This window comes from Sphingobacterium corticibacter (genome assembly GCF_003076635.1).
GTDB lineage: Bacteria > Bacteroidota > Bacteroidia > Sphingobacteriales > Sphingobacteriaceae > Sphingobacterium > Sphingobacterium corticibacter.
This window is the reverse complement of the sequence record NZ_QDKG01000003.1, coordinates 540,638-557,368: the sequence shown is the minus strand read 5'-3', so window position 1 is coordinate 557,368 and position 16,731 is coordinate 540,638. Positions and strand designations below refer to the sequence as shown.

Here is a 16,731-nt window from a genome sequence, read left to right as displayed (position 1 = left end):
ACTGCACTATTTCTTGAATCTCTCGCTTGTTAAAAGGGAGGTGCTTGTTCGGTCTAACTGAATTAATTCTTTCTTTTTCTAATGCCATACACGTTGTTTTAGTGTATAGTTATTTTAGGACCGGACAATCTGACGTGAATCAATGGCGAATCAATGGCCAATAATCGCACTGCACTACATATAAGTACTGTTTACAAAAAAACCTATTGTAAGATAGCGCTAACGGTATTTTGCAGCGCAATTCGTGATACCATACCAGTCTCTTGAGAAACACCTTTTTTCAGCGCTCGATTTATTGTTTACAGGAAAGGTATATTGGAAATAATCCACCATCGGCGAAAAATAATTGTTACATTAAGATGCTGCTTCATTTTTTTTACTGTTTCAACATCTTTTATAATGATAATTTACTTATGTTTGGCGTTAATTTAGACTTATAATAAATAAAACCAAATTATATGAAGACTTATCAATTAGCCCTACTACTTTTCGGTCTGGGCACAGGTTTAGCCTCCGCGCAAAGCCAGAATGTTTTTTTGAGCCGTGATTTTTGGGGAAAGAACCCTAATCTTACCGAAGTAAAGAGCTTGACGGCGGCAGGAAACAGCCCTTCTGAGTCAAACGCAGCTTCTTTTGATGTGACCACCATGGCCATCAACAGCGGTGCATCTAATGATATTATCTTCTATTTATTAGAGCAAGAAGGCAATCCGGTTGATAAGAAAACACACCATAGTCGCCATTACCTACACTGGGCTGCCGCAAATGGTAATAAGGAAGTAGTAGACTATCTATTGCAAAAAGGAGCTGATGTGAATTATGCAGACAGCTACGGTGTGCCCATCGCAGCCTATGCAGCAGGTGGTGGCAATACCAATACCGCTATTTATGATGCGCTGTTTGCCAAAGGCGTTGATCCAAAGAAAACCTACGCAGATGGTGCAACGCTCATGATGTTGGCTGCGCCAAGTGATGATGATCTAGCCTTGGTGAAATATTTCGAATCCAAAGGACTATCCATTAAAGATAAAGATGCACACGGACGTACCGTAGCAGATTATGCGACTAAATCTGGTAAGACCGATTTAATAGAAAAATTGATTCAACGTGGCTCTGAGTTGACGGATAATGCCTTATTCTTCGCTAGCCAAGGATTTCGTCGTGGCGAATCCAACGGTTTGGCTACTTACCAATTCTTAGTAGAGACCAAAGGACTAAATCCACAAGCCATTAGTCACGATGGAAGTACTGTATTGCATGGTGTTGTACGCGGTGGCAATATGGAAATCATCAATTACTTCTTAGCCAAAGGGGTTTCGGTTAGCAAAGCCAATAACGATGGAACAACTGCATTAATGTTGGCTTCAGCTGGTCAAAATGCAGCGACAGTAGAAGCATTGTTAAATGCAGGTAGTGAGGTGAATGCTACGAATGAAAAAGGAGAATCGGCATTGACATTAGCAGTTAGCAATGGCTCACCAGAAATCGTGAAGCAGTTGCTAGCCAAAGGTGCTGATGTGACTTTATTAAACAAAGACGGATACAATTTGGCGTATTACTGGTTCAACTCGTACCGTGGTGGTGCAGAGCGTGGTGCCAATCGCGAAGGTGCAGCGCCGATTGGATCGAGTCCTTTCGAAGAAAAATTAACACTGCTAAAAGGTAAAGGAGTGGACGTGGCTGCGCCTCAAACAGATGGTAGCTCACTATTCCACTTGGCGGTAGCAAAAGAGAACATCGCGTTAGTAGAACAAGCTTCGAAATTGGGTGCGAACATCAATGCGCAAGATAATGATGGCGTAACGGCTTTGCACAAAGCTGCCCTGATTGCCAAAGATGACAAGATGCTGAAAGCATTGGTGGCATTAGGTGCTGATAAATCGTTGAAAACGGAATTTGACGAGACAGCCTACGATCTAGCACAAGAAAATGACTTTTTGTCAAACAACCACGTTTCTACAGATTTCTTAAAATAAACGCATGAATATAGTTATGAAAACAGGCCTAGCTTTGGCTTTGAGTGCCGGTTTTATCGCTTCCGCTGCTGCACAGTCCAGCAAATACAAATGCATGATTCAGATGAATGCGTACGAAGGCGAAGCAGCCTACGTGATCATCTCTCTGATCAATCCGCAAGGTGGTTATGAGAAAACCTTATCGGTATTAGGGCCAGACAAGCAATGGTACAATACCTTGAAAGAGTGGTACAAATTCCAAACTAAAACCAAGGAAAAGCTACACGCGGTGACAGGCGCATCGGTAGGTGGTGGCGACCGTGCCATTAAAGTATTGGAAATCGATAACGATAAATTGAACAAAGGCTATAAGTTGCGTTTTGAGTCGGCGGTAGAAGAACAAAAATACCATACGACCGATGCGGAAGTCGCTCTGACGACAGACGGCATCACGGCACGCACCAACGGAAAAGGGTATATTCGATTTGTAAAACTGACGAAAGCCCAATAGATTACCCACAATGATATTATCGATTTGGAGATATGCGCACCTTTTATTGGCGCTCATATCCTCCTTATTTTTGCTCATACTATCCATTACTGGCGTCATATTGGCGTACGATGCAGTGGAAGAAAACACCAACGCGTACCGCTCGGACGGATTGGACACCATTTCGGTATCGCAGACGATTAGCATAATCAAAGATCGCTATCCAGAGGTTATTGAGCTATCGATAGACAAACAATCTAGAGTATACCTAGATGCGCTAGATGCCGAAAGCGAAGCTGTAAAAGGCTACATTGATCCGCGAAGCGGAATGCTCCTTGGGCCAGTGGCCAAAAAAAGTGATTTCATCCAATGGACGACCACCTTACATCGCTCCCTGTTTCTGCACGAAACAGGCCGTATTGTAGTGGGCGTCGTTTCCTTTCTATTATTGCTCATCACCCTGACGGGAATCTTGTTGATCGTAAAAAGACAACAAGGTTGGCGGCACTTCTTCAAAAAAGTGCACCGCGATTTCTTCGCACAGTATTTTCATGTGGTGAGCGGAAGGTTGATGCTCATTCCTGTTTTGATGATCTCGCTGACGGGTACCTATCTTTTCCTGTCGCGCACGGGCATTTTAAATAAAACAGAAGCGGTACAGGAGTATGATCTGGAAGAGCGAACGGAGGAGGAATGGATCGATAATCAGCTTGCTCCAGCGGATTTTCCCATCTTTCAAGATATTAGGCTCGACGAAGTCGAAAGAATAGAATTCCCATTCTTAGAAGATGATCCAGAAGAATATTTTATACTCACCTTAGCCGATCGGCAGATCACGGTACATCAGCTAAGTGGTGAGCTGGTTTCAGAAACGCGCTATGCCTATGCCGCGGTCTGGGAAAAACTGAGCTTGGATTTACACACCGGACAGACTAATCGCGTCTGGGCAATCGTATTGGGATTGGGCGCGCTTAATATCCTCTTCTTCATCTATTCTGGTTTCGTCATCACCTTTCGCCGCACCGGCACAAAAATCAAAAATAAATACCGCGCCGATAATGCCGAAATCATTCTGCTGTACGGATCGGAGAATGGTAGCACCTTGGCTATGGCCAATCGGGTGCACAAGCAATTGTTGGATCAAGGCGAACGCGCTTTTATGACCAATATCGATCAATATGGTAGTTTTCCGAAGGCGCGTGAACTGGTCTTCTTTACCTGTACTTATGGTTTGGGCGAAGCACCGAGCAACGCGAAGAAATTCGAACAGCGCTTAGCGGCTTATCCGCAACAGCAGCCAGTAGGTTTCTCCGTTTTGGGATTTGGGTCTACCTCTTATCCCGACTTTTGTGCGTATGCCCATCAAGTTGATGCGATGCTCGCGGCGCAGCCTTGGGCACGGCGTACGGTAGCATTGCACACGGTGAATGATAAATCCACTGCGGATATAGCCGCTTGGGCGCACGAGTGGAGCAAGGAAACCTTGGTGACTTTGGCGACAGCCGAAAGTATTTACGCTACTGCGCAGCCTCGTTTGCAAGAGCTGGAAGTGATCTCCAAAACGGATATCAGTGGCGATCAAGACCCTGTCTTTCAAGTCGTACTAAAACCTAAAAAACGAAGCCGCATTACTTCGGGTGATTTGATAGCTATCTATCCCGACAATGACGCGAAGGAACGGTTTTATTCCATCGCCTGTATTCAGGGGAATATACAGCTCATCGTGAAACTGCATCCCAACGGATTAGGCTCTGGCTATCTCCACCACTTGCAAGTAGGCAATCATATTTCTGCTCGCCTGTTGGCGAATGCCCATTTCCATCTGCCGAAAAAAGCAAAGCAAATAGCCATGATTGCCAATGGGACAGGAATCGCTCCTTTTTTAGGAATGGTGGCGGCAAATAAAAGGAAGCGAGCTATTCAACTATATGTGGGGTTTCGTTCTAAAACCCCATCAAATGAAGGCTATGCGGCCTTTGCTAATGAGCAGATTGCACAACAACAATTAGCGGGCTATCATGTAGCCTATTCCCGCGAGGAAAACAGTCAATATGTATTGGATTTAATCCGTCGGGATTCGAATTACTTTGGTGCTTTGCTGCGCGACGGTGGTGTCATCATGATTTGTGGTGCGCTGCAGATGCAACGCGATGTTGAGGCGATTCTGGAAACCATTTTGGCAAACGCTGGGACGAACAATCTCGAATATTACCGAAGCAAAGGTCAACTTTTAACGGATTGCTACTAATGCAGCTTGTGCGGATTCACATCGGTCGGTTGGCGCTAGCAATAGGTGCTTCACTCTTGTCGATAAGCACCCTGTTAGCGCAGGAGGTCATGCTTACGCGACAAGCCACATTGATGGGGTCGGTTTTTACGATCACGGTGGTGGATACCGATTCTACAAAAGCAAATCAACATATCGATCAGGTGGTCGCCGAAGTAAGTCGGATCGAAAACCTGATTTCGGAATGGCAACCGCACACGCAAATTTCAAAAGTGAATCAACAAGCTGGTATTCGGCCCGTGGTGGTAGATCGCGAAGTATTTGATCTGACCAAGCGTGCATTAGCTTACTCCGAGTTATCGGAAGGGGCATTTGATATTAGCGTGGCTGGGCTAGATTGGATTTGGCAATTCGACGGCAGTATGACTGAATTACCGAGTCCGGAAATGGTGCAGCGTAGTGTGGCGCACGTAGGATATCAATACATCGTATTGGATAGTGTGGCATCTAGCATTTATCTGAGTAAAAAAGGCATGAAGATCGGCTTTGGATCGATTGGCAAAGGCTACGCAGCGGACAAAGGACGAGAATTGATGCAGCAAATGGGAGTGAAGGGTGGCATCGTGAATGCGTCGGGTGATCTGGCCATGTGGGGAAAACCGCTTGGCGAACGCCATTGGAAGATTGGGTTAAATCATCCGTTTCGCCAACACCAAATCATGCAGGTTTTAAAACTAGGGGAGGAAGCGGTGGCAACCTCAGGCAGTTATGAAAAGTATGCGGAGATCGCAGGCATTCGCTACGCGCACATCATTAACCCAAAGACAGGATATCCATCTACCGGACTCACCAGCGTCAGTATTTATGGTCCATCGGCCGAAATGGCGAATGCACTCAGCACCTCCATCATGGTACTGGGACCGAAAAAAGGCAAAGTGCTCATGAAGGCATTTCCTCTTTATAATTATATCTTTGTGACGGATGCTGGTCGCGTCTTGAAAAGTCGAAAGCGCTAAGGTTTGCTTAAAGTTTATCAGGACGAAGTATAGTCGCTATCCATAACGGTTTCGCTTTAGTTGCTTGACCTCCATTCCTGATCTGTATTTATACTTTTATAAAAAACTATATGTCTTTTGAATCTTTGGGTTTGTCGCCTGCATTCGTACAATCATTGGCAAATCAGCAATACACAAAGCCTACTACGATCCAAGAGAAGGCTATTCCAGCTATATTAAACAAAGAGGACGTCTTAGGAATTGCTAAAACAGGATCCGGAAAGACCATGGCGTATGTATTGCCATTGTTGATGCATCTGCAAGATCATGTGGGCGTCAAGAACCGCCATGCCAATATGCTCATATTGGTGCCTACTCGGGAATTGGCAGAGCAGGTCCATACGGTGTTTAAAACCTTCAGTCCAGCTTTGTCACATCCTGTGAAAACAGTTGCGGTTTACGGTGGCGTTTCTATCAATCCGCAGATGATGGGCATGCAGGGCGTCAATGTACTTATTGCGACGCCGGGCAGGTTGTTAGAGCTGTTGGACAACAATGCGGTACATCTTTCGAGCATTAGTACTTTAGTGTTAGACGAGGCCGATAAAATGCTGAATTTAGGATTCAAAGCGCAAATGGATCAGATTTTAAGCCATCTGCCTGCGAAACGACAAAATATACTGTTGTCTGCCACACTAAGTGCGGATCTGCAAAGCATTCAGCAGATCGTATTGTCCAACCCAACGGTCATTCAGATTGAAGAGGAAGAAGATTCTATAGAATTGATCAAGCAGACGGCTTATCTGATGCCTCCGGAGAAAAAAGGGCCGTATTTGCGCCAGCTGATTCAGCAAAAGGAAATGAATCAGGTTCTGATTTTTGCCTCTTCGGTATATCAGGTGGATGCCGTGGTCAACAAGTTGAAAAAGAATGGTATCGATGCACGAGCCATTCATAGCAAGAAAAGTCAAGGTGCTAGGACGGAAGCATTGTCGCAATTCAAATCTGGAAAACTCAGGGTATTGGTAGCAACCGACTTAATGGCGCGGGGAATAGATATCCATTTCCTTCCCTTCGTGATCAACTATGAATTGCCCCGATCGCCCAAAGATTACATTCACCGTATCGGCAGAACAGGGCGAGCCGAGCAATCCGGAGAAGCCATAACACTACTGACGCACCTTGAACTACAGCATTTTGAAGTGATTCAGAAAAAAATGGGCAAAAGAGTCGAGTTGATTGATATAGATAGACATGTGAACTAGTTTTTAAATTTCATCCAGATGAACTTCTATTGCCGATTACAATTCCGAAGCTTGAAGCGATCGCTCGAAGAAGCGGGATTGCACATTGCGGCAGCATGTGTACTACTGGTTTTAGGATACGCTGGTCTTTTTTATGCTGCTAAACAGTCGCCAACGGTTGCTTCCCTAATATTGCTTTTCGTACAATACAGTTTGGTGCAACACTTGAATGATCAAGATCGTAGGGATTTTTTGAAGCAACTTTTTCCAAGCAGGAGTTTTACGCGTTTGCTATTGTATGAAAATACACTAGTCACATTGCCATTGGCACTCGTCGCAGTTTATTCTTCTGCTTGGCTTGCGGTGTTGGGTCTAATTATTCTTCCGGTAGTCTATTATCACCTAGCTACATGGCATATATCTACAGCAAGTATGCCGACGCCCTTTTCGCGGAAACCGTTTGAATTTATCATTCTTTTTCGCCGTTGGTGGTTTGTATTCGTGATCTTGCATATGCTATTGGGAATTGCTTTATACGTTGGCAATGAAAATTTGGCCTTCATACTGCTATTCGTCCAGATCATACTATCCCTGCAAGCTTATGATGTGGTAGAAGATGAGCTGCTGGTTTGGAACTATAGCTTATCGCCCCAAGCTTTTTTGCAGCATAAAGTGACGCGTGGCATTTTGCACTGCCTGTTGTTAAGTGCGCCTATGCTTTTTGCTTTATTGATTGCGTACCCTGAAAATGTGTTAATCATTGCTTTAATCGTGATAGTTGGACTGTTGTTACTTTTGCTGAGTATTCTGATGAAATACAGTAGCTATCCGAGGAGACCAGGCTTGATGGAGATTCTCTTGACCATATCTGCTGTGGTCACGATGATCTTAATTCCCTATCTGTATTATTACTTTTATAAAAAATCCATACATCAATTTCAGAAATATCTATGATAGCTCTCTCAAATCTTCAGAAGTCATTTGGCAAAAAAGTGGTCTTAAATGGACTTACCTGTCAATTTGATGCCGGCAAGGTGTACGGTATTGTCGGGCCAAATGGCGCTGGTAAAACTACGCTGTTTCGGTGTCTGGTGGGATTGGAAGAGTATGATGGGGAAATTGTCTGCGCCGAAAATGCGAGCAAAGCGCACATCGGTTATGTGCCAGCAGAGCCTTATTTCTTACCCAAGATTACCGGAAAAGAATATCTGACGCTCTTACTCGAAGCTCGTCATAAGACCGTGATGCAGGAAGGAGCTTATCATGTATTTGATCTTCCCCTGAATCAGTACATTAGCAGTTACTCCACGGGAATGAAAAAGAAACTGGCCTTATTAGGCACGTTGCTGCAAGATAATCAAGTATATATTTTTGATGAGGTGTACAATGGACTGGATTTCCAGAGTTGTTTGATGGTGACTGATATTATCAAGCGGTTGCGAAGTCAAGGAAAGTTGATTATCCTAGCATCCCATATCTTTTCCTTGCTGGAAGAGACCTGCGATACCATTCTGTATCTGAAAGATGGGCACTTCGCCATGAACAACAATCAAGAAGACTTTGCAGCTTTAAAGCAGCACATCGCACATGATCTACAAGATAGCCGCGTAGATCTGTTATTTAAAAAAGGCTAGTGTTTCCTAGGAATGAAGCACTAGCCTTTTTTCTGCGTGAATGCTAGTCGCCTTCACCGATCTGATCAATCACATAATCCAACGGTTCTACGTTGCTCTCAGCGCCAACGTAGCCTATATTCTGGTTGATGTTTCCTTGCGGATTTCCATTAATGGCACTTATTGGAACAGGCCAAAGTACGTGATACGGACTCATCCGATAATTGATCCCAAAGTTGGTACGCACGCCTTTATTATAAAAATCACTTTTGGCCATCACGCGATCGTAGAAATAATTATTTTCGGAGAAGTTGGCTACGCTATACGTTTTGCCTTCTTCCGATGCAGCACCTGTCTTGGCAAATATATACGCAACGCGCGTTACTTCTGTTTTACGCGGCTCTTCATAGTACAATTCTCGCGCACGCTCGTCGAGTACGGTACCTATATTAACTTCTGCAGTGGTGATGGGCTGCGCTTTAGCACGCGTGCGCACGGCATTGATATCTGCGGCGGCGCTGGCCAAGTCGCCTTTCCACACATACGCCTCTGCACGCAACAACAGGGTTTCTGCTAATCGAAACACGTACCAATCGGAGTTACCACCGGCAGGTTGTACGCGTTGCGGATCTTCTACAAATAGTTTGTAATGTGGCCAATCAAACCAGAATCGAATGGTATCGGTAGTCAGCAAGCCGCCGTTGGCATTGCGTTTCTGTAGTGGTTGGCCGTAACTTGGATCACTCCCTTTTAAATTGGGCGAATTGTACACCAAATCTTCCATGCGCATCCAGTTTCCAGGTGCATGTCGCAGGTCGGTATCATCCGTCCACAAAGTATGCTGGCTGTACCACGTTGGGCGTACGCGTCCGATTCCTCGTCCGTATTGCAATACCTGCGGCAGCTCGATCGTATGAATATCAGACATGGCGCGATTGCCCGCAGGCGTTACAATGCCGGCATTGCTCCAGAAAGGTAAACCATTTCGCATGGATTGTACGCCGCCCGATTGGTTACCATCTAGATTGATGCGATCAATCACTAAGAATAAGGCTTCGCGATTATTAGCGAGAGATTTGTTCTCTGGGCGATGCAAATCCCAGATTACGTTGCGACTGGCATCGTTTGCCGTAGTTCCAAATCGCGATGTCATCAAGCTATACGTGCCACCATTAATCACGTTATTGGCGGATGCAATAGCGTCGTCAAAGTAACCGAGCGCCAGATTGACCTTTGTAAGCAAATGGCTGACTGCACCTTTGGTTACTTGCCCTTTATTGACATTGTCGGGCACCCATTCTTGTGCAAATTCCAAATCTTCTTTGAGCTGTTCCAAGATCACTTCGCGCTTGGTGCTATAAAAGTCTAACTTGGGCTCGGTCGCCATAAAGAATACCGCAGGCACGTCGCCAAACTGATGTACTAAGCGATAATAGCGTAAGGCGCGGTGGAAATAGGCGGCACCTAAAAGATGATTTCTTTCGCCTTCGTTGGTGTAATCTTGTGGCGCATCGATATAATGAATGGCTGTATTCGCGTAGCGAATACCCCGATATCCTTCTTTCCAATACCATTCGATCCGATTTTCGTATTCGATATTGTCGAGATCGCCGTCCGGCGTAATGGCTTGATTGAGATCGATCGCTGGTCCGGGTTTGTCGGTACTGCCTGATACGGCGATATCTGAATAAATCATTTCGGTGACGATAGGAGCGCCATCGCCCATAAACTCAATACGAGCATTGCGCTCGCAGGCAACAAGCGTGGCCCACAAGGCAGCGGAACTTTGAAAGGTTTCGTCGGGGGTGTAGATAGATAGAGGCTTGGGCTCTAAGAAGGAGCGTTTGCATCCTTGCGTGCTTGCGGCCAGCAAAAGGATCGCGTATATTGTATATTTTGAAAACGTGTTCATACGATATGGATTCTTAAATAAATCGTTTCGTTATAAGGTGATGTCTAATCCGATGGTGTAAAATCTTGGTGTTGGGCCCGGACCATTAGCTGGATCCCATTCTGGATCCCAGAACGACCATTCTGGCGCCCACATACCGGCATTGCGCACGTTGGCAAATACACGCAATCCGCGTAGACGGAGGCGCTCCAACTTTTCGGCATCGAAACTGTAGGCCAATGAGATATTGTCTATACGTACAAAAGAACGTTTGCGATATACATTGAAGCCGGTGGCGCTCCCTTCATTGGAGTTGATTCTTGCCCATTCGTTTGAAGGGTTTTCTGGTGTCCAATAAGGGAATGCGTAACTATTTCTCCGATCGGGAAAGCCATCTCGACTTTTCAAAGAGTTGAACGGCGATTGATGTCCGAATAGAGCATACATAGAGATGGAGGCGGAGAAGTTTTTGAGGAATTGAAAATCATTGCGGAACGACCAACGATATCTGGGCTCGCTAAATCCTAAAAACTGTCGGTCGGCATTGCTAAATCGTCCATCATCATTCACATCTTCTAAGCGATAATCGCCCGGTTGTAATCCGTAGCGCGCGGCTTCCTCTTCCTGTCCCAACTGGTAAATGCCTTGTGCTTTCCAATCCCAGATGGCATCAATCGGTTGTCCGATGAACCAACGGTTTTGAATGTCATTGAGTTCCTGGCCATCCGGACCGTAGTCGCGGTAGATATGTTTGATCGCGTTGCGATTCAGTTGAAATAAAGCAGTAGAGCGCCAGCTAAAGTTTTCCTTGGAGATGTTTAGGGAATTTAATGTGACCTCAAAACCACGATTGCGCACTTCGCCCAAGTTGTCCATCACATTATCAAAACCGATGACGTTGGGTAGGCTACGCAATACCAATAAATCGGTAGAATTCATCTGGTAATACTCGAGGTTACCCGACAAGCGGTCGTTGAATAAGGAGAAATCTAATCCGAAGTTGTAGGAAGTGTTTCTTTCCCAACGGAAATTGGGATTTTGCATGCGATTCACCCAAAGTTGATTGGCTTGGATCACGGTGCCATCAGGTCGTACATACAAATATTTACCCGTGGTGAGATCGGCTAATGCTACGTACATATCACGGCCTGAACCCACATCTCGATTGCCGTTGCTACCCCAGGATGCGCGGAGCTTTCCATAATTAAACCAGTCTACGTCGAAAAAGGATTCTTCCGAGAATGTCCATGCTCCGGCGATGGAACCGAAGCCCGCTCGTGGATGTCGCTGCCCGAAGGCAGAATATCCGTCGCGGCGATAGGTTCCGGTAATGGTGTAGCGATCTTTCAAAGTGTAGACCATACGCGCCATCAAGGCATCGCCGGTGCTGTAGCTATCATAACTTCCGATAATGGGATTGATTCCGTTGCCGATACCGTGATATCCCAAATCATCGTTAGGGTCAAAGTTGTCGTTCGACATATTGTTGTCCCAGCGTTGCAATTTCTCGGCATTGGCCAGTAAAGTCACATCAAAGCGATGAATGCCGTCAAATTCCTTATTCCAATTCAGGATATTATCGACTTGCCAGAAGTAGGTCGTACGTTGTTGGCGGCTCGCTCTTCCGCCAAAAGTCGCCCAACTTTCGTGCGAGGAACGCTCGTGGTTGTAGCGTTCGTATAGCTCTAAGCGTGGTGTGAAATTGGTGGTAAAGGTAAAGCCGAGCGGCAACTTTAGTTTGGCAAAAATAGTGCTGTTTAAGGAGTTTGTACGATCCTTGCGGTCGGTATGAAAGGCATCGTAGCCTGGATTTACGCCACCAGAAACTTCGTTGTTAGGTCGCCACGTCAAGTTGCCATCTGCATCAAATTGATCGCCGTATGGCGATAGCGCCGTAATCTCGCCCCAAGCGTGTGGAATCGCGCTGTCATCTCTAGAAACGGCCTGTAAATTCATACCGATCGATAGAAAGTTGGTGACATTGGCTTCTAAGTTGACTCTGGTGCGTAAGGTTTTAAACCGATCGCCGACGATAATGCCTTCGTTGTCCAGATAGCCTGCGCCAACGTAATACGAGATATCTTTGTTTTTCCCCGATACGCTGAGGTTGTGATCCTGCCGCAAGCCGTTTTGAAATACTTGGCTGTACCAATCTGTGACATTGCCATTCATGTAATTGTCTACCTCGTTGGGTTGCAGATTGAGACGACGTAGCCAAACGCGCACGGGATCCCCCGAGGATTGATCGTAACCCAGCCAAGTATCCATACTGATATCGCTCGGCAGATTGCGTGGATCATCAAACTGAAAAGGTTGTGCGTTTTCATTGATGCTTTTAAATACATCGGATCGCCAGTTAACGAAATCTTGTCCTTGATGTACAGGCTGATTGATGGCCATCGTAGCCACGCCAATCGTCGTATTGTAGTTGATCAAGGGTTTGCCTTCCGTTCCTTTTTTGGTGGTGACTAAGATCACGCCAGAAGCCGATTTCGCACCAAATACAGCGGCAGCGCTCGCATCTTTCAGGACATCTACCGTTTCAATATCGGCCGGGTTAATGTCTTCCCAAGCGCCGTAATAAATAGCGCCGTCCAATACGATTAGCGGACTAGTTCCGGCGTTGAGCGAAGTTCGCCCACGAATTTGCAGCGAACCGCCGCCTTTGGCGCGTGAGCTAAAACCAACATTCAAACCGGCTACATTACCACGTAGTGCATCAGTTAATTGGGTAGGTGCTTCGTTCTCTATCTTCTTGGCATTCAACGAAGAAACAGCGCCGGTCACATCGCGCTTGCGCATCGTACCATAACCAACGACGACGACTTCATCCAAATCGGCAGCTACAGCGCCCATTGTAACGTCTACATTGGCTTGATTTTGCACGCTGTGTTCCACATTGGGATAACCAATTAAAGAAAAAACGAGAATCGCGTCGGGCGCTACGTCTTCTAATGTGTACCGTCCTTCGCTGTCGGTACTAGTGCCGATGTTGGTGCCTTTTATCTCGACGGTAACATTTTCTAAAGGATTATTGGTTTCCGCTTCGCGGACTGAACCTTGCACTTGTATCCCATTTTGAGCCTTTGCGTGCGTAGATAGGAGAGAAAAGAAAACAAACAGGAGCAATAGTTTGCATGTGACAGACGCCCAACAAGGGTGCCGCCTAGATAGCATCATCATAGGAATAGAATTTTATGTTTATAATCCAGTTAGTGTGACTGACCAACAATTATAGAGGCTATTGCGCAGCTATAAAAGTTGGATTGACCTCGAAATCATCAAATTTCTGTGAGGTATGGATCAAAAGTAGGAATTCAGATAGGGCAGGGGTTGCCATATCGTATCAAAATATTGCTAAATAGTCTCAAGATCCTTGGATACGTCCAAAGATAAGGTCGACTAAAACTATTTAGTAACGAGGCGGAAGATTTCGAAATGCTACTATTGGGATAGCTTTTGCTTAATAATAGCTAGATTTTCATCTTTCTTCTGTTGCCGAGTGGCGATTGCTGTGTGAGTAAAGTAATGGTGATTTTTTAAGAATTTTTCCTGCAAGCTGTTCCAGTCGTTTTCGGTCTGTACGATGCCAAACATGGCCAATTCTTCGTACAGCTTATCGCCGATTACAAAAAAATCATCCCGACCTAGGTAATCCAAATCGGCATCTGCCAGGATTTCTTCCAAATGGTTTTGCGGTGATTGCGGAATTTTGGTGGCCATAATCATGCCTTGAATTTTCGCTATGTCTTCAGAGCTGTAACCATAATCTGGGAGGTAGGAAGCCGCTATTTCACAGGAGCGCTCTTCATGATTTTTAGATCCGTAGATAAAACCGGTATCATGAAAAAGTGCGGCAGTCATGATCAACGTTAGTACGTCGCCAGTGATACCTTCGCTCTGTGCTATGTTTTCTGCCGCTTGAATCACATCTTTAACATGCGTAACACTGTGATAGGAGAGATGACCAGGAAGTTCATCGCGCAATTTTTGAATAATTATATCATGCAATTTATTGTATTCCATGTGGGTCATTTTATGCTTGGTATTGATCTTTAAGAGATTGCACGAAGTACATCGGTATTTCTCCTTTACCTTTGGCTTCTACTAATCCGCGGTCTTCAAATATATAATAATCTTTCACCAATTGATAGGTGGAATCGGAGATATTGATTTTGCCCGGTAGGCTATTTTGTTCTAGTCGTGCCGCAGTATTTACAGTATCTCCCCAGATATCGTAGGCAAACTTTTTGACGCCGACGATGCCAGCAACTAGCGAACCGGAATGTATACCAATACGAATATCTAATGCATTTCCTTCATTACGCTGCGCTTTTTCGCGGACATATTGTAAGATATCGAGCGCCGCTAATACGGTCTGATGGGCGTGATTATTCGTTTTTAATGGCAATCCACATACGGCAAGGTAGGCATCACCGATGGTTTTGATTTTCTCTAAACCGTGCTTTTCCATGATTTGGTCAAAAGCGGTGAAATCTTCGTGCAACTCGGCAATCATTCGCTCTGCGCCCCAGCGCTCGGAGTTTTCGGTGAAGTTGACAAAGTCTGTAAAGATCACAGTCACTTCCTCATGATAGCGGGTTTGCGTTTCGCCGCGCTCTTTGAGTTCTTCTGCGATTTCTTGTGGCAATATGTTCAGCAGCAGTTCATCGGATTTCTGCTTTTCTAATTGTAAATCCTCTGTGCGAGTGCGTACTTGCTCTTCTAATAATACATTTTGATTTTGCAAAATGTGTTGTTTCTCATGCTCTTGCTCTAAGGTCTTGGCCGAAAGGCGTTTTACTTCTGCTAGTTGCAATTGCAGACTGGTATTTGTTCTGCCAAATTGGTAGGCCAAATAGGCAGAGATGGAAAGTGGGAACGTGATTAGGATAATTAATAGTGCATTGCGGTTATTGCTATCTATAAAATTGTTGATGGGATTGCTTTTGCTTAAAAAGGAAACTAAAAAAAGTATGACGATGTAAGCAAAACAAGCCAATATACCACCACCCACAATGAATGCTGCTCGCTCCCGACGCAACATAGCGCGCACGATGATGTAAAATGATTCAGCCAATACCGTCATGAGATAGAAAGGCAACAATAGAACCGTAATCAATGGTGAAATAAGGGCTGACGCAAAACATAGTGCACCGATTCCCAACATGATAATACGACGTATTCGGCTGCGGCCAAATAAGGTATTGGTAAATCCGGTCAGCGCCACCGAAAAAAGAATCAGTGTGAATACGGAAGCTTTGACGTATAGAAGGTAGAGATCAATCTCGAAGGTGTTTTGTATCTTAAAGATGAAGATGCAAAACAAACCGATAGATAAGTTATAGATGCCGAAATACAGATTGTACCAACCTTTGTAATAGAAACAAAACAGTAGCAAATGAACGACAGCTAATGCACAGAAAATACCGCCTAACGACATCAGTATGGTGGTCAACTTGGCATTCTTGGCAATACCTTTTGCATAATAAGCATTGGCATCTCTAAAGCTAATGTTAAAGGTTTTATACGAGCTTAACAATCCTGCTCGGAAGCTCCCATCCATATCATTTATCGTGTTTACAACGGGATGACTTTGATAACGTACTGCAATGACATGAATACCTGTATCTGCCACGGAGAAAGACTTGGGAAAACGCTTACTCAATACGTTCAATTCAGGTTCACCAGCACCGATAACGCCGACGGAGTCGAGCAATATGCCATCCAAGTAAATCTCGGATGCGCCATTTTGTGCGATGTCCAGACAGAGTGGCATCTTTAATAATTCTGGTGTCAGTCGAAAAGATAATCGTAACCATGCAACTCCATTTTCATTTAATTTAGTCACCGCAGATCCGCGAGTTGCCCAAGCGCTATCATCGTAATCTAGCGCCTTGAATTGTGGATCATCTTGGCCGATAGTTTTCCACAGCGAGTCCAACTCCATGTCTTCTTTTTCGGTAAGGTTTTGTATAAGAAGTACATCGGCAGGTGAAAGTTGCTTCTGTGCTAAGCTGGTGGTAGTAATACAAAAAATTAAAAATGGCAGTAAAACGATCGCATTATGACGAAGCTTCTTGCTAGCACTGGTAAGATTAGGCATCCTGAACGGTCAAAAATGGGTGATGTGGTTAATTATGAAGCTAAATATAGTGCTTTTTTGCAGTTTAAGTGTGTTTATTGGCTTGAAATAAAAAAGAAACACCTGAAGTGGGGAACTTCAGGTGTTTCACTAACTAACCAATTATTAACCTAAATTATGAATACTTGTACTTATTCAATACTCATGCCAAAAATTATTTGTGGTGTACTT

Annotated in this window: 11 protein-coding genes; 7 read left to right on the top strand and 4 right to left on the bottom strand. The window is 44.9% G+C overall.

Going from position 1 to position 16,731, the window contains the following annotated elements; genetic code table 11:
• The first annotated feature begins 458 nt into the window (after positions 1-458).
• The 7 genes from DC487_RS11135 (at position 459) to DC487_RS11105 (ending at position 8,545) form a co-directional block, all read left to right on the top strand.
• Entirely contained in the window at positions 459-1,976 is a 1,518-nt protein-coding gene (locus DC487_RS11135) for an ankyrin repeat domain-containing protein (RefSeq protein WP_116776038.1), read from the top strand.
• A gap of 16 nt (positions 1,977-1,992) precedes the next feature.
• Positions 1,993-2,466 (top strand): DUF2271 domain-containing protein, encoded by a 474-nt coding sequence (locus tag DC487_RS11130; protein WP_116776037.1) that lies wholly within the window; start codon positions 1,993-1,995, stop codon positions 2,464-2,466.
• A gap of 10 nt (positions 2,467-2,476) precedes the next feature.
• Positions 2,477-4,693, top strand: coding sequence for a PepSY domain-containing protein (locus DC487_RS11125; RefSeq protein ID WP_116776036.1), 2,217 nt, complete (start codon positions 2,477-2,479; stop codon positions 4,691-4,693).
• Positions 4,693-5,688 (top strand): FAD:protein FMN transferase, encoded by a 996-nt coding sequence (locus DC487_RS11120; protein ID WP_207774374.1) that lies wholly within the window; start codon positions 4,693-4,695, stop codon positions 5,686-5,688. Before DC487_RS11125 ends, DC487_RS11120 begins: the two co-directional genes overlap by 1 nt.
• Before the next feature lie 110 nt (positions 5,689-5,798).
• Positions 5,799-6,932, top strand: coding sequence for a DEAD/DEAH box helicase (locus DC487_RS11115; protein ID WP_116776035.1), 1,134 nt, complete (start codon positions 5,799-5,801; stop codon positions 6,930-6,932).
• Positions 6,933-6,950: 18 nt separating this feature from the next.
• Positions 6,951-7,865: a hypothetical protein gene (locus tag DC487_RS11110; RefSeq protein WP_116776034.1), complete on the top strand. Its 915-nt coding sequence runs from the start codon at positions 6,951-6,953 to the stop codon at positions 7,863-7,865.
• Positions 7,862-8,545, top strand: coding sequence for an ABC transporter ATP-binding protein (locus DC487_RS11105; RefSeq protein WP_116776033.1), 684 nt, complete (start codon positions 7,862-7,864; stop codon positions 8,543-8,545). Before DC487_RS11110 ends, DC487_RS11105 begins: the two co-directional genes overlap by 4 nt.
• Before the next feature lie 43 nt (positions 8,546-8,588).
• On the opposite strand, the gene DC487_RS11100 is transcribed toward DC487_RS11105, so the two are convergent.
• From DC487_RS11100 to DC487_RS11085, 4 genes are all read right to left on the bottom strand, one after another.
• Positions 8,589-10,436, bottom strand: coding sequence for a RagB/SusD family nutrient uptake outer membrane protein (locus DC487_RS11100; RefSeq protein ID WP_116776032.1), 1,848 nt, complete (start codon positions 10,434-10,436; stop codon positions 8,589-8,591).
• 30 nt (positions 10,437-10,466) lie between these two features.
• Entirely contained in the window at positions 10,467-13,481 is a 3,015-nt protein-coding gene (locus DC487_RS11095) for a SusC/RagA family TonB-linked outer membrane protein (protein ID WP_239016366.1), read from the bottom strand.
• A gap of 378 nt (positions 13,482-13,859) precedes the next feature.
• Positions 13,860-14,441: an HD domain-containing protein gene (locus DC487_RS11090; RefSeq protein WP_165799079.1), complete on the bottom strand. Its 582-nt coding sequence runs from the start codon at positions 14,439-14,441 to the stop codon at positions 13,860-13,862.
• Positions 14,442-14,451: 10 nt separating this feature from the next.
• Entirely contained in the window at positions 14,452-16,521 is a 2,070-nt protein-coding gene (locus DC487_RS11085; RefSeq protein WP_116776029.1) for an adenylate/guanylate cyclase domain-containing protein, read from the bottom strand.
• Positions 16,522-16,731 lie beyond the last annotated feature (210 nt).